At 38.0% G+C, this 18,909-nt stretch carries 19 protein-coding genes; 13 read left to right on the top strand and 6 right to left on the bottom strand.

Going from position 1 to position 18,909, the window contains the following annotated elements:
- From FAI40_00320 to der, 9 genes are all read left to right on the top strand, one after another.
- Complete coding sequence (locus FAI40_00320; GenBank protein ID QCE33910.1) at positions 1–810, top strand: MBL fold metallo-hydrolase; 810 nt, start codon at positions 1–3, stop codon at positions 808–810.
- 259 nt (positions 811–1,069) lie between these two features.
- Positions 1,070–1,822: an N-formylglutamate amidohydrolase gene (locus FAI40_00315; GenBank protein QCE33909.1), complete on the top strand. Its 753-nt coding sequence runs from the start codon at positions 1,070–1,072 to the stop codon at positions 1,820–1,822.
- Entirely contained in the window at positions 1,819–2,451 is a 633-nt protein-coding gene (coaE, locus tag FAI40_00310; GenBank protein QCE33908.1) for a dephospho-CoA kinase, read from the top strand. Before FAI40_00315 ends, coaE begins: the two co-directional genes overlap by 4 nt.
- Positions 2,448–3,140 carry a DNA polymerase III subunit epsilon gene (dnaQ, locus tag FAI40_00305; GenBank protein QCE33907.1) on the top strand — a complete coding sequence of 231 codons (693 nt, stop codon included), beginning with the start codon at positions 2,448–2,450 and terminating at the stop codon, positions 3,138–3,140. Before coaE ends, dnaQ begins: the two co-directional genes overlap by 4 nt.
- A gap of 1 nt (position 3,141) precedes the next feature.
- Complete coding sequence (locus tag FAI40_00300; protein QCE33906.1) at positions 3,142–4,056, top strand: glycosyltransferase family 9 protein; 915 nt, start codon at positions 3,142–3,144, stop codon at positions 4,054–4,056.
- 3 nt (positions 4,057–4,059) lie between these two features.
- On the top strand, positions 4,060–5,385 hold the full coding sequence (locus tag FAI40_00295; protein QCE33905.1) for a dihydroorotase: 1,326 nt from the start codon (positions 4,060–4,062) through the stop codon (positions 5,383–5,385).
- 57 nt (positions 5,386–5,442) lie between these two features.
- On the top strand, positions 5,443–6,066 hold the full coding sequence (locus tag FAI40_00290; protein QCE33904.1) for a hypothetical protein: 624 nt from the start codon (positions 5,443–5,445) through the stop codon (positions 6,064–6,066).
- 4 nt (positions 6,067–6,070) lie between these two features.
- Positions 6,071–7,504 carry a dehydrogenase gene (locus tag FAI40_00285; protein QCE33903.1) on the top strand — a complete coding sequence of 478 codons (1,434 nt, stop codon included), beginning with the start codon at positions 6,071–6,073 and terminating at the stop codon, positions 7,502–7,504.
- Between the two features lie 53 nt (positions 7,505–7,557).
- Positions 7,558–8,961, top strand: coding sequence for a ribosome biogenesis GTPase Der (der, locus tag FAI40_00280; GenBank protein ID QCE33902.1), 1,404 nt, complete (start codon positions 7,558–7,560; stop codon positions 8,959–8,961).
- Positions 8,962–8,967: 6 nt separating this feature from the next.
- Here der and ubiA read toward each other — a convergent pair whose 3' ends face one another.
- A complete protein-coding gene (ubiA, locus tag FAI40_00275) occupies positions 8,968–9,891 on the bottom strand; it encodes a 4-hydroxybenzoate polyprenyltransferase (protein QCE33901.1) in 924 nt (307 codons plus the stop codon).
- Between the two features lie 81 nt (positions 9,892–9,972).
- Here ubiA and FAI40_00270 point away from each other — a divergent pair, with 81 nt between their 5' ends.
- From FAI40_00270 to FAI40_00260, 3 genes are all read left to right on the top strand, one after another.
- On the top strand, positions 9,973–10,713 hold the full coding sequence (locus FAI40_00270) for a 16S rRNA (uracil(1498)-N(3))-methyltransferase (protein ID QCE33900.1): 741 nt from the start codon (positions 9,973–9,975) through the stop codon (positions 10,711–10,713).
- A 141-nt stretch (positions 10,714–10,854) separates the two neighbouring features.
- Positions 10,855–12,234, top strand: a complete 1,380-nt coding sequence (locus tag FAI40_00265; protein QCE33899.1) for a glutamate--cysteine ligase — start codon at positions 10,855–10,857, stop codon at positions 12,232–12,234.
- A gap of 24 nt (positions 12,235–12,258) precedes the next feature.
- Positions 12,259–12,891 (top strand): outer membrane lipoprotein carrier protein LolA, encoded by a 633-nt coding sequence (locus FAI40_00260; GenBank protein QCE33898.1) that lies wholly within the window; start codon positions 12,259–12,261, stop codon positions 12,889–12,891.
- A gap of 3 nt (positions 12,892–12,894) precedes the next feature.
- On the opposite strand, the gene rsmI is transcribed toward FAI40_00260, so the two are convergent.
- Positions 12,895–13,800 carry a 16S rRNA (cytidine(1402)-2'-O)-methyltransferase gene (rsmI, locus tag FAI40_00255; protein QCE33897.1) on the bottom strand — a complete coding sequence of 302 codons (906 nt, stop codon included), beginning with the start codon at positions 13,798–13,800 and terminating at the stop codon, positions 12,895–12,897.
- Here rsmI and FAI40_00250 point away from each other — a divergent pair.
- Positions 13,799–15,034 carry a penicillin-binding protein activator gene (locus tag FAI40_00250; GenBank protein ID QCE33896.1) on the top strand — a complete coding sequence of 412 codons (1,236 nt, stop codon included), beginning with the start codon at positions 13,799–13,801 and terminating at the stop codon, positions 15,032–15,034. The two genes, rsmI and FAI40_00250, sit on opposite strands and share 2 nt — an antisense overlap.
- Positions 15,035–15,055: 21 nt before the next feature.
- On the opposite strand, the gene FAI40_00245 is transcribed toward FAI40_00250, so the two are convergent.
- From FAI40_00245 to pdxH, 4 genes are read right to left on the bottom strand one after another with little or no spacing between them, the layout of a single operon-like run.
- The gene (locus FAI40_00245) at positions 15,056–15,943 is read right to left on the bottom strand and encodes a hypothetical protein (GenBank protein ID QCE33895.1); all 888 of its coding nucleotides are present in this window, start codon (positions 15,941–15,943) and stop codon (positions 15,056–15,058) included.
- Positions 15,936–16,967, bottom strand: coding sequence for a tetraacyldisaccharide 4'-kinase (gene lpxK, locus FAI40_00240; GenBank protein ID QCE33894.1), 1,032 nt, complete (start codon positions 16,965–16,967; stop codon positions 15,936–15,938). The genes FAI40_00245 and lpxK overlap by 8 nt, the downstream gene beginning before the upstream one ends.
- Positions 16,964–18,274: a hypothetical protein gene (locus tag FAI40_00235; protein ID QCE33893.1), complete on the bottom strand. Its 1,311-nt coding sequence runs from the start codon at positions 18,272–18,274 to the stop codon at positions 16,964–16,966. The genes lpxK and FAI40_00235 overlap by 4 nt, the downstream gene beginning before the upstream one ends.
- Positions 18,247–18,855 carry a pyridoxamine 5'-phosphate oxidase gene (gene pdxH / locus FAI40_00230; GenBank protein ID QCE33892.1) on the bottom strand — a complete coding sequence of 203 codons (609 nt, stop codon included), beginning with the start codon at positions 18,853–18,855 and terminating at the stop codon, positions 18,247–18,249. The genes FAI40_00235 and pdxH overlap by 28 nt, the downstream gene beginning before the upstream one ends.
- Positions 18,856–18,909: the final 54 nt, after the last annotated feature.

Below are 18,909 nucleotides of genomic sequence, written 5' to 3'. Positions count from 1 at the left end.
ATGAAGATTACTCTTTTGGGATGTGGTGGCTCTGCTGGCGTGCCGATGGTAGGGGGGGGAGAAGGGCTGGAGACTGGGGTTTGGGGAAAATGCGATCCAAAAAATCCACGTAATCGGCGGACAAGATCTTCGCTTATTGTCGAATATCAAGGGTTTCGTTTGTTGGTTGATGCGAGCCCAGATTTTCGTTTTCAAATGCTAGAAGCTGGTTTTTCAAAAATAGATGCAATCTTTTGCACGCATCCTCATAGTGATCATATTGGCGGTCTAGATGAACTTAGAGCCGTAAATCGTCAGATTAAGCGCTATATTCCACTCTATGGAAAGAAAGAAACTTTAGAAGAGATTCAAAAAAGATGCGCTTACGCTTTCCGTCCGCATGACCCAAATCGTTTTCCTTGGCCTTCTTTCAATTTGAAAGAGGTGAACGATGGGGAAACCCTCACAATAGGTCCTTTTAAAGTATCTATTATTGAGCAACATCATGGCAATTACTTTAGTACGGGACTAAGAATTGGCAATTTTGCGTATTCGACTGATGTTACAGGATTTCCAGAGGAATCCGAAAAAATGCTATCGAATTTACAGACTTGGGTAATTGGCTGTTTTCAAGAAACTGAACATTTTTCACATGCTTCTGTAGAGGATGTCTTGCGGTGGAAGGCACATTTTTCTCCAAAGAAAATTATTTTGACCCATATGGGGCACAAACTTGATTATGAAAGCTTAAAGCAACGCTTACCCCCCTCGATAGAACCCGGATGGGATGGGATGTCTTTCAATGTTCCATACGAAGAGAAAGTTGTTTAATTTTATTCAGAGGGATATGCAGCGGGGTAGCGGATCTGATCATCTGGACCAGGTGCAACAGGCTTTCCAACACGTCCACATCCAGCAAGTGTTAGACTAAATAAAGAGAGGAAAATCGCTGCTTTTTTCATTCTTGAGCTCGTGTGTAGAAACGTAAAAGAGAGTCGTATCTTATGGTAGAAATCTTGCTTTCTCAAGATCAAAGAATCTTAATTTTTTTTAGTTGCGCGAGAGAAATGCAGAGAAAAGTTAAAGAATTATGAAAAGAATTGAATCTTTTAATATGCGTTTTGGAGAATCCCTGTTCATGTTTGTGAGTGATCATGCAGGCTGTAATTTTCCAAATCATCTTAATGGTTTAAATCTTCCTAAAGAAGAGCAAGAACGGCATATTACATATGATATCGGCATTAAACGTTTTGGCAGAGAACTTTCAAATCGCTTAGATGCGACTTTAATTGAGCAACACTTTTCTCGATTGGTTATAGATTGTAATCGAAAGCCAGAGAGGGAAGATTGTATTCCAAAAATCAGCGATGGAACCGTTATTTTAGGAAATCAAAATATGGATATTGAAAGTCGCAAGTGGCGCTATGATAATATTTTTATGCCGTATCAAGCTCAGATATCTAAGACTTTATTAGAGCGCTTAGAGAAAAAGAAAGAAACAATATTTGTTTCACTACATAGTTTTACACCGCAGTTGAGAGGGTCTTCTTTTATACGACCTTGGGAAGTAGGCTTGTTGTTTCATCATGACACAGAAACATCCAAGAGGTTTAAACAAATACTCTCTGAAAAATCTCCCAATCTATGTATTGGAGAAAATGAGCCGTATTTCTTAGATCTTGAAAAAGAATATACAGTTCCGATGCAGGCAGCTTCTAAAAATATTCCAGCATTAGAAATTGAGATTCGGCAAGATATTTTGATAAATCCTAAGAGTTTTCAGTCTTTTTTAGATCTTTTTTATCAATGCTTTTTGCAGTTAGAGCGTGATTTATTGAAATGAGTTTTCCAAAGACAGTATTTTTGAATAAACTTCATGAAGCGACTGTCATAGGGATTAGTGGAAAAATGGCCTCTGGGAAAAGTACAGTTTCTAGAGTTTTTCATAATATCGGATATCCTGTATTCGATGCAGACGTTTGTGCTAGACGGCTGCAAGAAACAGATGAAATTGTACAGAAAAAGATACAAAAAAGTTTTCCTGAGGTTTTTGATTTTAAACATAAGATAGATCGTCAGAAATTACGTTTTTCTGTTTTAAAAGATAAGAATTCTTTAATGGCCATGGAAGGAATTGTTTTTCCACATGTTCGAAAGGCTGCCAGCTGTTTCATTAGAAAGCATCAACAAGAAAAAATTCTTGTTTTAGATGTTCCTTTGTTATGGGCAAGTAAGATAGATCTTTTATGTGATGAAATAATTTATATCTCTTGCTCTGAAAAAATACGCAATGAACGAATTGCTCAACGGAGTATTTTTTCTAATTCTGAAGTGGCTTTAATCGAAAAGCGTCAACAAGAAGAAGAACGATATTTGACCAAGGAAGTTCATTTTTTAAGTGGGGAAATTCCACCTAAGAAAATAGAAAAAGATCTTATTTCTTTTTTTAGGAAGCAAGGGAATAGAACGTGAATCGTGTTATTGTTTTTGATACAGAGACGACAGGATTAGATCCTGAAACTGGAGATAGGATTATTGAAATTGCAGGAATTGAGCTTATAAACGCTCTTCCAACCGATAGGTATTTTCGTACCTTAATCAATCCTCAAAGAGAAATTCCAGAAGAAGCAACAAAAGTTCACGGTTTTACAGATTCCGACGTGGTTGGAAAACCTTTTTTTGGTGAAATTATTGATGATTTTTTATCATTTGTGGGTAATTCAAAGCTCGCCGCTCACAACGCATCGTTCGATTTTAAATTTTTAAATGCGGAGCTCCGAAGGATAGGACGTCCTATCCTAGATTATAAGGAAAAAGCTATTGATACACTGGCAATGGCTAAGGCAAAATTTCCTGGGCAGCCTAACAGCTTAAATATTTTATGTAGCCGCTTTAAAATTGATCGCTCTGAACGTATTACACATAATGCCCTTCTTGATTGCAAATTGTTGGGGCAAGTATATTTAGAACTTATTGGCGGTAGGCAAGGCGGATTAAGTTTAGAGAGAGAGGGTAATCAACCCAAGAAACAAGAACAAGTTTTTTTCAAGGAGATTAGTAAAGACAGAACACCTCATTTTATGCGTCCTCCTTCTGAAGAAGAAATGAAGCTTCATCAGGATTTTATTGGTGATAAATCGAGTATGCTTTGGAATCAATGATGTGAGAATTTTATTCATTACCTCATCTCGTTTAGGAGACGCTGTAATTTCGTTCTCTATTTTAGAGGGGATAAGGTTAAAATTTCCGTTTGCGAAGCTAACAGTCGTTTGTGGTTCTGAGATTGTCTCCTTATTTAAAATGTTTTCTAATGTTGAAAAAATTATTCCTCTTTCAAAAAGAAAATATAACTATCACTGGTATTTGCTCTGGCGGAAGTGCGTAAAAACTAAATGGTTTGCCGTTTATGATCTTCGGAGTTCTCTTCTTTCTTTTTTTTTAGAAACAGAACAGAAAAATGTTTTAAAAGGTAAAAAGTCTTTTAACTTACGCGCTTTGGAACAATTAAGTCAGATGGGCTTTTCTTCAGATATTTTTCCGAGAGTGGAGCCTTTTTTTGAAGAGAAAAAACGCACTAAAGCGCTTTTTGGTATAGATAGATATATTGCACTATCACCTACAGCAGGTAGTAGCAAAAAATGCTGGCCTGTTGAGGATTTCATTCGTCTGGGAGACTGGCTAAAAACGATAGGCTTCAAGTTAGCTATTTTTTATGGAAAAGGTGATAAGGAACGTTTTGCTGTTAAGCCATTTTTAAATCATCATGCGGATGCTTTAATTTTAGGTGGTGGAAAAGATCTTTCATTCATTTCTGCTGCTCTTCAGAAATGTTCTTTATTTGTTGGAAATGATTCTGGGTTAATGCATTTAAGTGCAGCCTTGGGGATTCCAACGGTAGGAATGTTTGGCCCGAGTGTGGCTAAATTATATGCTCCTAGGGGGGAAAAAGCGTTTTTTTTAGAAGCGCCGGGAAAAAGTGGTTATGGTATAATGTCTTTGTTATCGCTAGAACAGGTTAAAGAGTATTTGATGATAGTCTTTAGAGATTGCGGAATAGATATAGGTAAGGAAATATAAGTTATGCATTTTGATCTCATTTTACGCAATGCAAAACGTATTTTTCCATGGGGGGAAAGTCTTGGAGATGTTGCAGTTCAAGATGGTAAAATATTTTCCTTTTTATTGGGATCACAAGACACAGCTGAGAATGAAATAGACCTTTCAGGGCTTTATCTTTTACCAGGTCTGATAGATTCACATGTTCATTTACGTGAGCCAGGAAAGGAAGAGGCTGAAACAATTGCAACAGGTTCAAAAGGTGCTGCATTAGGTGGCTTAACAACAATTTTAGATATGCCGAACAACTTTCCTCCAACAGTTGATCGAACGGCATTGGCTTATAAAGTTAAGCGTGCGGAGGAAAATGCCTGCGTTAATATTGGTTTTTATATAGGGGCTTCTCATGCGAACCTGCCTCACTTGGCAGAGCTTGAAACTCTGGATGGTGTTTGTGGGATTAAGGTTTTTGCTGGGTCAAGTACAGGAGATCTTTTAATCAGCGATGAAGAAGGGCTCCGCACTGTCTTAAAAACGGGTCATAGAAGGGTTGCTTTTCATGCTGAGGATGAAGAGCGATTGCAGGAAAGAGCAAGTGTTTATCGTATCGCTGGTAATCCCTATCATATGCATGAGATATGGAGAGATACCGATTGTGCTTTGCTAGCGACCAAGCGAATTTTGAAGTTATCGCGTGAAGAAAGGCGCCCTGTACATATTTTACATATTACAACAGCCCAAGAAATGAACCTATTGAAGCAACATAGAGATTTTGCAACATGTGAAGTTCTTGCTAATCATCTAACATTACATTCGCCAGAATGTTATGATCGTTTAGGTGGAATGGCTGTTTTGAATCCCCCTCTAAGGGGAAAGGAGCATCAAGAGGCTCTTTGGAAAGGGGTTAGAGAAGGACAGGTGGATGTTATTTCATCAGACCATGCGCCGCATCCTTTGGAGGCAAAAGAAAAGGAATGGGCCTGTTGTGCTTCTGGATTAACTGGCATTCAAACACTCGTTCCAATTATGTTAGATCATGTTAGTGCAGGAAGGCTTTCTTTAGGGCGTTTAGTTGATCTTATGGCCGCAGGGCCAGCAAGAGTTTATGGGATGCCAACAAAGGGACGTCTAGCCGTTGGGTTTGACGCGGATTTCACAATTATTGATATGCAAAAAAAAGATAAAATTTTTGTTAAAAATCTTGTTTCTCCGTGTGGATGGTCTCCTTTTGATGGAAAAGAAATTAAAGGTTGGCCTGTAATGACAATCGTAAACGGCCAAGTCGTTATGCGAGATAATGAAATTATTTCTTCGAAAGTAGCAGGAAAACTTCCATTATTTCTTTCTTAAAATGGAATAAATTGAATTATTTGAGTTTATGGAATTCTCGGGAAAGAAAAGATGAGGATGAATAGTTTACGCAGTGATTTTTCTTGGACGCGTATAGCTCTTTTAGGAGGAGCTATGTTTGTTTGTCTTGGTGCTTTTGTTGGGGGCGAATGGGGATGGAAAATCCACAAAGAGAAGCATTTAGAAACGTTGCTTTCTGATCATTATTTTTTGGCAATAGATGGAAAAGATTCTCAAAAAAATTTAGAGAATATTGTTAAAGCTAAACCAGAGAAGATCCGAGAATATGCCTCTCTTCGCTTAGGAGATCTTTATCGTAAAGAGCATTTAGATGCACAGGCTAAAAGTATTTTATCTCAAGATTCTTTCAGGCAAAATTCTCTAAAAGGATTGGCGCTTTTTATGGCGTTAAATTTGAGATCAGTTCAGCTGGAGGAGGCTTATTCTGATAGGGACTTGAGTGAGTTGAGAGAAGGCTACCAAGGATTGGCCCGAACATATCCTGAGTGGGGAGATTTTTCACGTGAAGGATTGATTGCATTAGACTTAAGAGGAGATAAGCCTTCTGAGGAGAAAAAAGCGGAGGCCACCCGTTTGTTAAAGGAGATTTTATCATCTTCGACTGCGCCTTCAGGAATGCGTCAAAGAGCGTCTTTATTGCTTCAAGCTCTAGAAAGTTAAGACAATGAAACCTTTGGGAGGAGATACTTGTTTGATTAATTCTCAAAGAAGATATTCACGTCGAAAATTATTGAATTTTCTGACAGGGGGTGTCATGACAGCTTCGTTGCCTGGGTGTTCTGTTATTGAATCTTTGATGGGTGAGGCTGAAAAACCTCATTTGGCAGGTCAGAGAATAGATGTGCTTTCTTCAGGGGCAGGTCTTCATGTTGCATCTGGAGAGAAAAGAGAGGTGGTTTTGCCCGTGCCTCAGAATATAAAAGAGTGGCCACAGCAAAACTTGGAAGCAACTCATATTTCATTGAATGCTGCAGGAAAAGGGGTGCATCCTTTGTGGAGTATGTCGATTGGTTCTGGAGATTCAAGCTATAATCTTATCTATACAGCTTTATCAGTCGTTACAACTTTTCCAAATAGTAGAGGGGCAATAGCATCTCCTCCAGTTATTGGCGGTGGGCGTCTTTTTACGTCAGATGCTCAAGGGAATGTACGTGCTTGGAGTTGGCCAAAACGGCATTTTTTATGGAGCTTTCAGCCTGCACTGAATACACATTCTAGTAACATTGGCGGTGGTATCGCAGTAGACGGTGATATTGTTTACGTCGTGGATGGTGTAACAAAAGTTTGGGCGCTTTATGCTGCAACAGGAAAAATTAAGTGGAGTTCAGAAGCTGGAACACCAGGACGGTCCGCTCCTGTTGTTTCGGATGGAAAATTAGCTTTTACAACCATTGATGAAAGGTTGTTTGTTTTAGATTCTGAAACAGGAAAACTTTTATGGACGTATAGAGGCTCTCCCGCCAGTACTGTTATTTTTGGAGCGTCGACACCTGCTATTAGTGGAGACACGATGATTGCAGGGTTTAACAGTGGAGATTTAATTGCACTGCGTATAAATTCTGGCGAAATTATTTGGAGTGATAGTTTAGGAGGGAGCAACGGTAGAGGCGCCGCTTTGGATTTTGCATGCATCAGAGGAAGCCCTATTATCGTGGGGGGAACGGTTTATGCTTCTTCTATGTCGCAAGTTACGGTTGCAATGGATATTCGCTCAGGGAGACGTTTGTGGGAGAGAGAGGCAAGCAGTCAAAATCCCTTGTGTATTTGTGGAGATTGGATCTTTGTCTTGTCTTTAGATCAGCAGCTTGCCTGTTTAGATCGTTTTAACGGGAAAGTTCAGTGGGTAACACAATTACAGCGCTTCTCAAATGAAAAGCATCAAAAGGGTGCCATCGAATGGGTGGGACCTATTATGGTAGATGGAAGATTGATTTGTTTTTCAACATACGCCCGTGCCGGAATGATTGTTGTGCATGCGGACACAGGACGAATTGAAAAAAAACGGCGTATGCCTAACGGTTCTTCTGTTCAGCCAATTGTGTGTAATGGAAAAATTCTGGTTATAACGCATAATGGGGATCTGCGAGCTTACGGATAGAGCAAATTAAAGAGCTCTGAAAAATTCTTTACTGTACTTATGAAAGTCAATTTGTGTCTTTATTAAAAAAACAACTGCCTCTAGTCGTTATCGCTGGTCGTCCTAATGTTGGAAAATCTACTCTATTTAACCGTTTAACAGGGAAAAGGGTGGCAATTGTTTCTGATCAGCCAGGAGTAACAAGAGATCGTCAATCTGTTGAAACAAAATTCCGCGGTCGAGATATTTTGTTGATGGATACAGCTGGATTGGAAGAAAGTGAAACATGCACTTTAGGAGCCCGAATGACAGATTCTACGAAGAGAGCAGTCGAGCAAGCTGCCCTTGTTCTCTTTTGTATCGATGCTCGTGCTGGTGTAACAGCTGCCGATTTGTTTTTTTCCCGTTGGTTGCGACAGCAAGGACGTCCTGTCATGTTAATTGCGAATAAAGCAGAGGGGCATGCGGGGGATGCTGGTATTTTAGATGCTTATGAACTGGGATTTGGAGAGTGCATTGCCGTTTCTGCAGAGCACGCTGAGGGAATTAGTTATTTAATTGGGGAAGTAGCTGAAAATTTACCTCCAGAAGAAGAATTTTCTGAAGCAGAATCCAATAAAGCAGAAGAGGACGATGTTTTAGAGGGTGAGGAAGAGGATAACTCTCCCTTAAAAGTTGCGATTGTTGGCCGTCCTAATGCTGGTAAATCTACTTTGATTAATGCTTTTCTTGGTGAAGAAAGAATGATTACTGGGCCAGAAGCAGGTTTGACGCGTGATTCTGTTTTATGTGCTTTTGAGTATGAGGGGCGTTTAATTGAAATTACAGATACTGCTGGTGTGCGTAAACGTGCGCGTATTCAGAAGGCATCTTTAGAAAAAAGTTCTGTTCAAGCTTCTATTGAGGCTATTAGAGCTTCTGATGCCGTTATGCTCGTTATTGATGCACAAAGAGGGTTAGATGAACAGGACTTACAATTAGCACGCCTTATTGAGGATGAAGGGCGTGCATGTATTCTTGTTATGAATAAATGGGATTTGGTTACAGACCACAAAGAAACACGGCAAAAGATACTTGACCGACTAGATATTTCATTAGCACAGCTTAAAGGTATTCCTGTTTTGACATCTTCTGCTCTCAAAGGGCGTGGGTTAACACAACTTTTAGAGGCTGTGGTTAAAAACGTTCAGGTTTGGCGGAAGAGAATAGGTACGGGAGCGCTCAATCGTTGGTTTTCTGAAATGATCGAAAAGCATCCACCTCCAATGGTCAATGGCCGTCGCTTAAAGCTTCGTTATATTACTCAGGCTAGAATTGCGCCTCCTACCTTTGTTATTTTCGGAACGCGAGTTGAAGGTATTCCTGAGAGTTATAAGCGCTATCTGGTTAACGGTTTACGAGATACATTTGCACTTTCGGGGGTTCCAATTCGGTTGCAACTCAGATCATCAAAAAATCCATATGAAACCACCAGCTAAAATACTTTAGGGATGATAGAAACACACAAAAATCCAACCTAAGCTAAAAACCCAGCCAATGCTGACATTTTCGTTGAATTGATAGAGGCAAAGGGCTGGGGATTTTGGATTTAGACGTATTACCTGAAAGAAGAGCCAGAAGATGCCTGGAAACAAGCCTAATAAGCTATAAACGGAGGATTTTTCTAAAAAAGCAGCAATTAGAAAAAATGAACTGGTTAAAAGATAACAGCTACTGATAAAGAGCTTAGCGTGATTTTGCATGAGTAAGGATGCTGATTTTACACCTATTTTCTGGTCATCTTTTATGTCTTGAAAGCCGTAAATGGTGTCATATCCAATTTGCCAAAAAATCACACCTACATAGAGGCAAACAGCTGGTATGGAGATAGCATTCATAATGCTGGCATATGAAATGAGTGCACCAAATCCAAAAGTAATGCCTAATACTAGCTGAGGGCAATCAATGAATCTCTTAGCTGTTGGATAAAGCCCTGTTAACAGGAGGCCAATAATCCCAAGCCCCCAACAAAAAGGAGGAAGAAGTAATAAGAGAATTAAAGAAATAAAAAGTAGTAAGGCTAATAGTTTTATTGCTTGCGCTGGCGTGATGGCTCCGGAGGCGAGAGGCCGCATTTTCGTACGTTCAACCAAAGCGTCAAAATTTCGATCCCAAAGATCATTGATGATGCAACCAGAGCTTCTCATAGTCCAAGACCCTGCAAAAAAAATAAAAAGCCACATTATTCTTTGCAAAAATGAAATGGATAAAGGTGCTAAAAACACACCAAAAGCACAAGGTTGAAACAGAAGCCAAGTGCCGGCAGGTCTGTCAAGACGCATGAGTAAAGCGTAAGAACGCCACGGTTCAGAAAGAGATCCTATCCAGCCATGGAGAGAAATGTCAGAATGTTCAGGCAAGTCAGGCATAAAATAAAACTTCAAATTTTCTGTATGGTAATGGTCATTGCTATGTTCATAGCTTAAAAACTTTTAATTGAGGAAATAAACTTGAAAAAAATTCTTAAGCCACACCTTTTACCGCGCTTATTTTTAGCTTCCCAAGGACAAATGGATATTTGCCTAGAACAAGGGAAAGATATTTGTTTGCAAAAAGATCAAGCTCATTACCTATCTAATGTTTTAAGGCGAAAAGTGGGGGATTACTGTCGTTTTTTTGACGGAAAAAACGGAGAGTGGTTGGGAAAGATTACGTTTTTAAAACGGTATGAAATTCATATAGAAATTCAAAGCCAGTTAAGAAAGCAAGAATATTTAAAGCGTCCAAAGCAACTTTTGTTTTCGCCTTTAAAAAGAGATGCGACAGAATTAGTGATTAGGATGGGAACGGAATTAGGCGTTGAGCGTTTTCGTCCCTTAGTTATGGCAAGGACAAATGTTCATAAGTTAAATTATGAACGTCTTCACGCTATTGCTGTTGAAGCATCAGAACAGTCAGAAAGGCTTGATGTTCCAGAAATTCTCCCTCTTTCTCCTATGTGCGTTACTTTAGCTCAATGGTCTCAAAATACTCCCATTCTTGTCGCATTAGAGCGAGAAAGTGGATTGTCCTCTAATGTTCAAAAAGGTTTATCAAGTGTTTTAATAGGTCCAGAAGGAGGCTTTTCGAAAGAAGAAAAAGAACAAATTTTAAAAAATTCTTTTTGTTATCCTATTTCTTTAGGAGAGCAAGTCCTTAGAGCGGATACAGCAATTATTGCAACGTTAAGTTATTTGAATAGAGAAGATTAACCTTTAAAATTGTGCCTAGATAACTATATCTGTATCCATGGAAAGGAATTTTTAATTCCTGCGCTATACATGAAGGAAGCGTCTTTTTTATTAAAGATATTTCTTTGAGTTTTCTCATTTTTTATTTTTGAAAATATTTATATGTCCAATTCATCTTTTCTTAGTTCTGCTCTTTTGAAGAATAGAAATCAATTAGTAGACGTTTTAGAAAAAGGTTCAAAACCTTCTTCTGAATGGCGTATTGGCACTGAGTTGGAGATGTTCGGTTTTGCACTGCCAGATAGTGAACATAAGCCTTTTCTGACTCCTGCTTATAAGGGGGGAATTGAAGTTTTATTGAAAAAATTTGAAGAAGCTGGGTGGGGGGCGCCAATTTACGATGCGGGAGAGAAACCTGCAGTTATCGGCTTATCTGGTATAGGAACGGAAAAAGGAAAGGCTATTTCTTTAGAACCTGCAGGACAATTTGAGCTATCTGGGGGGCCTCTTAAAACACTTTTCGATACCAAAAAGGAGATGACAGACCATTTTCAGAGGCTTCATACATTAGGGAAAGAAATTGGGTACGGTTTTTCACCTTTAGGATTTCAACCTTTGTGGAAGAGGAATGAAATGCCATGGATGCCTAAAGAGCGCTATAAAATTATGCGTCAATATATGCCAAAAGTTGGCGACTTAGGTCTTGATATGATGACGCGGACATGTACTGTTCAGGTTAATTTAGATTTTTCTTCAGAGCAGGATATGTGTAAAAAAATGCGTGTTGCGTTAGCTTTGCAGCCTGTAGCGACAGCCATTTTTGCAAATTCTCCGTTTAAAGAAGGTCAATTGACTGAGTATCAGACTTTACGTGGCAGGATATGGCTTGATACGGATAACGATCGGGCAGGTCAGCCAGAGAAATTTTTTGATAAAGATTTTTCATTTGAAAAATATATTGACTGGGCTCTTCAAGTTCCAATGTATTTCATTAGACGAAATGGCACATATTTAGATGTCGCTGGTGCGTCTTTCTTGGATTGGATGAATGGAAAAGGACAAGGTATTTTAGATGAGTATCGTCCGACAATAGGTGATTTTGAAGATCATTTAACAACATTATTCCCAGATGTTCGCCTTAAAACTTTTTTAGAAATGCGTGGAGCAGACGCTAGTTCGTTAGAAATGACAATTGCACTTTCAACTTTTTGGGTGGGACTACTTTATGATGATGATGTTCTTAATGAAGTTGATGAATTTTTAAAGCGTTACCCTAAGGAAAGTTTTCAAAGACTTCGTCAAATTGTTCCAAAACATGGCATTCATTCTCAATTTGATGGAGGGTTTAAATCTTTCCTAAAAAAGATATGTGAATTTTCAGAAAAAGGTTTAAAAAAACGTTCTTTAGGAGAAGAGGCTCTTCTGAATCCAGTTCAAGACATTCTAGACAAAGGTATTTCACAGTCTGATTTTTGGATTGAGAGATATAAAAAAGTTTGGAATGGGGATGTTCGAAACGTTTTTCTCGAATCTAGCATTTAATTTCCCTGTAAATAAAGACATTTCATGTTCGTAAAACAAAAAATCTTTAGACTTTCCTTTTTACTTTCTGTTCCATTTTTATTCTCGGAACCCAGTGCTCTGATGGCTGAAGAAGTTTGCAAAAATATTGCTTTAGAGCAAGCTCAGAAAGACGAATTTTCTAAAATGCAGTTTTGGCTTGATCATTTGGAAGCTGAAAAAGGGAGTTTTTCTCAGATAGATCAGAATGGAAAGAATACAACTGGAAGTTTTGCACTTCAGCGTCCAGATAAGATGCGTTTTGACTATGATGGCAAGACAGGCATTCATATCATTGGGAATGAGGGAAAACTTGCCTATACAGATCCTTCTGTTGGGCAGGTCACTTTTATTCCAATGGATAAGACGCCTTTAGGACTTTTGTTTGGAAAAACGTATGGCTGGTCTGGTATTTGCCTTCAGAAGTTCACCGAAGCCAACAATTTAGCAGAAGCAACGCTTGCTCAGGCCAATAACCCTTCCCAAGGGAATATTACTTTAAAATTTTCAAAGGATCCATTTCAACTTTTAGGATGGAGAGTAGAGGATATGCAGGGGGGAATCACAGAAATTTCGTTGGAAAAAATTAAGGCTATGAAGCATTTTTCTAAAAATTATTTTCAGCTCCCTACAGAGTAAATATCATTTAAAAGATTTATGTTTCATTTCTAAAGCTTTGCTGTAGATGTGTTTTTTTGGAAGATTTAGTGTACCGGAAACGAGCGTAACAGCATCTTTGAAAGAATGATTTTCAAGAGCGTTTCTGAGATTTTCTTCGATGATCTGCTCCAAATTTTCTGTCGATAGCTTTTTATCATTAGGCCCAATGAGAAGAACAAATTCACCACGTGGGGAGGAGTTCTCGAAATGGTTTTTAATTTCTAATAATGTTCCTACTTGGACATCTTCGTAATATTTGGTGAGTTCTCTTGCTGCGGATGCTTGGCGGTCTTCTCCAAAAACACGAATGAGATCTTCTAATGTAGATAAAACTCTGTTGGGAGATTCATACCATGCGATGGTGGAAGAGAAGTCATTTTGTTCAGCAGAAGAAATAATTTGAAATGAGTGTAATCTTTCTCCCTGTTTTCTTGGAGGAAATCCCATAAAAGTAAATGGAGCAGGCGGAAGTCCTGAAAGAACAAGAGCGGTAACAGCGGCATTGCAGCCAGGGAGCGCTGTAATAGGAATTTCAGCTTCTCGTGCGGAACGGATGAGGATATATCCAGGATCTGAAAAAACAGGTGTCCCAGCATCAGAGACAAGAGAAAAAATCTTTCCTTCTTTCATTTGGGCTATTAATGAAGGGAGGATCTGTTGCTCATTATGGTCATGAAAAGCAACTAAGTTCGTATGAATATTATACTTGGATAAAAGTCGTTTTGTAATACGAGTGTCTTCGCATAAAATGGCATCGGAATTTTTGAGCTGATTGAGAGCTCTAAAAGTAATATCTTCTAAATTTCCAATAGGTGTAGCGACAAGATATAGTCCTCCAGTGCTATTTATTTGAGATTTAGAGCGTTGTGCTATTTTAGGAGAATCCATGAAGAAAAATGAACCTTTAATAAAGAGAATTGTTATTTCACATATAAGTAAGAAATTTTGTATAGTAGGAAGTTGCTTATTACTTAGTGGATGTTTTGCCAATAAAGTACATTCACCATTTGATAAGAGCACTCATGGAAATCAAGAAATAGCTTTATTCTTACCGCTTTCAGGTAATCATTCTGCGGTTGCATTGCAACTAAAAGATGCAGCAATGCTTGCTTTTGAAGATACGAATTCAACAACACCTCCGCCTAAGGTGCGAGTTTTTGATACCAGCGCTTTATCTCCTCAAGCTGCAGCAGAGAGCGCTATTGCGGATAAAGCTTCTGTTGTTCTTGGACCAATAACGGCAGAAGAGACGAGGGCAGCATCTGAAAAACTTTTATTAGCTGGTATTCCAGAAATTAGTTTTACGAGTGATACAAGAGAAGAGAAACAAAATCTTTGGGTTTCTGGCCTTACGGCAAGGCAACAAGTTTCTCGCCTCGTCAGTGCGTTAAAGGCAGAGGGCAAAACAGATGTTGCGGCTTTTCTCCCGATGAATGATTTTGGAAAATCTTTTGGCGAAGCTTTAAGTGAGTTGTGCCAAGAAAATAACCTCCCAGCACCACAAATTGTTTATCATGATGGCAGTGCAGAACAAATTGCCCAAAATTTACAACTGCTAGCAAAAACGCAAGAGAGGCATGAAGCATTTGAGAAAGCAAAGGAAACATCGGATCAAGCGCTTTTAGCTCCACCTCCTTTCCAAGCATTATTATTGGCTGATACAGGTGTAAATTTACGGAATATCATTCATTATCTTCCAGATAGTGATATCCAACCTTCTAATGTTCAGATTATGGGACCTGCTTTATGGCGTGCTTTTGATGCTAAATTGGCAGAGATACAAGGAGCTTGGTATGCAGCTCTTGATGATAGAAATAGGGCAGAATATGTTAAGAAGTATGAGGCAAAATATCATCAAACACCGTTAATGATTACAGATATTGCTTATGACTTGGCTTCAGTTTCTAAGGAATTACAAGCAGGAGATGCGTTATCTGCAAAAACTTTGCAGAGGCCAAATGGCTTTCAGGGTATAGATGGAAATTTCTCTTTTAAAGAGAATGGGCGTATGGAGAGAGACCTCGTTTTATATCAAATCTTGCCAAGTGGAGGCGCAAAGATAGTGGATTCTAATCCAACTACAAATCCTGTACCTACGGATAATTCCGAACGGCTTCCATAAACTTTTTTGTAATGGGATAAATCAGTAGTAAGATTTATCCCATCTGCGGTGTAGCCAGAGCCAGAGAGATGGCCTTTGATTGATCCAATTTTCTATTTTATCGTTAAAGAGTTGGGAAAGATTTTTTATATCAGGCGGTGTTGCTTTTCTTGGAATAAAGGAAAGGACATCAATAGGCTTGTCTATTATTAAAATAGGTTTTTGAGCTTTAGTACGCATCATACGTCCGCTTACAATAATTGCATTGGTTTTAAGCGCTAGTGTTACTGTTGCGCTGGAAGTCATTGCAGGCTGATGAAAAAAACGAAGTTGAATACCATCATTCATTTTTTGATCGATCAGCATTCCTAGATGTTTTCCGGATTTTAAGTGAGATATAATTTTACGAATATCTTTTGGCCCCTTACTAAAAATAGGCGTTTCTTTAGGGAGGGATTGTTTTCTTATTTTTAATAGAAATTGATTTAAATAAGGATTATTAAGGACTCGGAAAACAGGAGAAAATGTTACGCCCTCTTGAGAGAGGAGAGCAGGCAGGAGTTCCCAATTTCCGAAATGGGCAGAAATAAAAATAATTGGACGGTTCTGCTTTTTCGCTGCTTGTAGATTTTGTAATCCGAAAATTTTGGTTTCTTTTTGAAATTTTGCCAAATGAGGCATTTCTCCAAAATTTCTTCCTAAATTTTCCCAACTTTTTTTTTGAATATTTTGATAGAAGTTCCTGCTTTTTTGAGGAAAGGCAATTTTTAAATTACGTTGCAGAATTTTATTTGCTGGAACAAAGTTTCCACTTACAGAGAATAATTTTCCAATCCAAAGGGCAGAAAGATTAGGAGAACAAAAACGAAGAAAATAAAAAATTATTTGCAATAAAAAACTTTGAAAAAAAAACAAACATTTTTTACGCATTATAATTTTTTTTCATCCTTTCATTATAATTTTTTAGACAAGACTGAAGGAGTTTTTCTTTTTCATTTAAAGAGCTCCATTTCACATTAATTTCAATAATATGAAAATTATTTCGTACTTCTCTTGGGAATTTTACAGCATCTTTTGCTGTTGTTAGAAGAGGAATTTTTTTTGAAATTTCAAAAAATTTTGAAATTTCTTCAGGGGTATAGATGTGATGATCGGAAAACGAAAATGTTTTAAAAAGCTTTAAGCCATGTTGGCGCAACATTTTAAAAAAGCACTCAGGGAAGGCTATTCCTGCGAAAGCATAGACCTTTTGATGCGAGAATTTCCGTAAAATTTCAGAGTGGATATTAAATTCTACATGGATGGGAGTTATTTCATGGCGTTTTAGCTCAGCAGATAAATTGCACTTGTCTTCTCCAACAATAATTGCAAAATCAGTACGTTTGGCAGCCACTGTAAGGTCCTCTCTTAGAGGACCTGCTGGTAAGCTGAATCCATTTCCAATGCCATACTCTCCATTAAATAAGAGCAGGTTTAAATCTTTTTTTAAAAAAGGATATTGGAAACCATCATCTAGAATTAAAATATTAGCGCCATTTTGATAGGCATATTTTGCACATTTTTTGCGATTTGAATCAATCCAACAAGGAGAAATTTTACTGAGCAAGCATGGTTCGTCACCGAATAATTTCCAATTTTCGATGGGATGATCTTGGGGAGATAATGTTAAAATAGGCGTTGAAGAATAATGTTTTCGACGTCCATAGCCACGCGTTAAAAAATGAGGTCGAAAATTTTTTGAAATTAAAGATTTTGCGAGATCCATAGAGATGGGAGTTTTTCCAGATCCTCCAATAGTAAGATTTCCACAGCAAATGACAGGAATTGGCACTTCTTTTATCTTAGAAAGTAAAGGACGAAATGATGCTGCTGAAGAAAAGCATTTAGAAAACGGTTTTAGCAGCTTAGTCAGGGGGTGAGGGGTAGGATCATACCAAAAAGAAGGTGGCTTCATTTTACCGCTAAAATTGTTTTATGGATGATATTAGCAAGATTAATGATTTTATTCATTTTTTGAGATTCGTACGGAAAATTTTCTAAATGTGAAAGGGGTGTTTCAATCCACCTTAAGAATTCCTCTTCTGAATGAATCGTTGTTACTTTGTCGGCAAGTTTTAAATAAACTTCTTGCCAATTAGATTTCCAAGGTCCTGTTGCTATTTTTAAGTTAAATTGGAGTGCTTCATAAGGGTTATGTCCGTCACCTTTTCTGTAAAGGGATCCACCAATAAAAGCGCAATCTGACGAAGCAAGAAAAGTACCTAATTCTCCAATCGTATCAATGATCCAAAAGGCGTCTGAATTTTTAGGATATTCTTGTTGGCTTTTAAGAGGCGCATTCCTGAGTTGGGCAGAAATCTCTTTAGCTCTTTCTGGGTGACGAGGGGCAATAATAAAAAGCCATTCTTCTGTTTTTTTTAGCTTTTTTTTAGCATTATAGAAAAATTTTTCTTCATAAGGATGAGTGGATACCGCAATAAAAATTTTTTTGTGCGCAAAGTTCTCTTTTAGAAAAAGAAGGAGGTTATGATCAACAGAGAGTCTTGGTTTAAAAGATTTTAAATCTATTATGGGAAGAAAAGAAACGTTTGGGTTGAAATGCTGAAGCAGTTCGAGTGTTTTTTCGTTTTGAGGGGAAATCCAAGTAAAGCAATCTAGAATAATTTTAAGCAAAAATGGAAAATAGTTCCAGTATTTTGCACTTTTTGGAGAAAGGCGTGCTCCAACGAGCATAACAGGGATTTTACGGTTCTTACAAATTTTTAAGCGTACAGGCCATAACTCGCTTTCAACAAAAATGGCAGCAGACGGCTTCCAATTATCTAGAAAACGATGAATCCATGAAGGAACATCTAGGGGAGCGTATTGATGGAATAAGGATAGATGAGGATTTTTGACGAGATATTGTTTAGTGAGTTGTTTTGCAGAATATGTCACTGTTGTAAGAAGAATATTGTAATTTTTGCTCTCGGAAAGAGATTTTATGAGCTCAAGCAAGGAGGCGGTTTCTCCTACACTTGCGGCATGAAACCATATTATGGGAAAGGTTTTCTCTTTGAATATGCAACGATTATAAAGAGAAGCACCCCACCTTTCAGAAAGATGCTCTTTCTCTTCTTTTTTTTGAAAAAAAACTCTGTAGTACAGCCAAAATTTAAAAGGTTTTTTTAATAATTCTTGTAATAAAAACCATGTCTGAAATATTCTTTTTTTCAAAATAGTTTGCAATCTGTTTATGGGTATAGAAGCTCTTTTTTCCATTGAGCTGATAAATCATTTGTCTTAAGCCATTGAACACGATTATGCAGGCGAAAAGGTCTTGCCTCCCAAAATTCAAAAAGAATTGGTTCTAAACGGTAACCGTTCCAATAATCAGGACGAGGAATGTCCTCTTGCGCTTCGAATAATTTCTTTTGTTGATTAAGCTGTTCTTCTAAAAATTTTCTTGATTCGAGAACAGTTGATTGTTGGGAAATATGCGCTCCAATTTTTGAAAGTCGTGGTCGTGTTTTAAAATAAGCATCGGCTTCTTCTGCAGAAATACGGGATATTTTGCCTTCTATCCGAACTTGTTTGTCGAGTGTTTTCCAAAAGAAAAGAAGGGCTGCAAAAGGGTTTTCTTCAAGATCAGATCCTTTTCTGCTATTCGAATTTGTATAAAAAACAAAACCATTTTGGTCAAAATGTTTTAAAAGAAGTATTCTTGCGGAAGGACGCCCATTTCGTGTTGCAGTTGCAACAGTCATGGCTTCTGGTGATTTTTCACCAGCGCTTTCTGCCTCCCTCATCCAACTTTCAAAATTAGAAAAGGGCGTAGGGATTTCCGAGATATGAGAAGGCATAGGAAATTAGACTCTCCGATAAAATGAAGGATGACGTAAAGAATTCTTTTTTGT

Source organism: Acetobacteraceae bacterium (assembly GCA_004843345.1).
In the GTDB taxonomy this organism is placed as follows: Bacteria; Pseudomonadota; Alphaproteobacteria; order Acetobacterales; family Acetobacteraceae.
The sequence above is the reverse complement of the archived record's forward strand: the minus strand, read 5'-3'. Positions and strand labels throughout refer to the sequence as shown.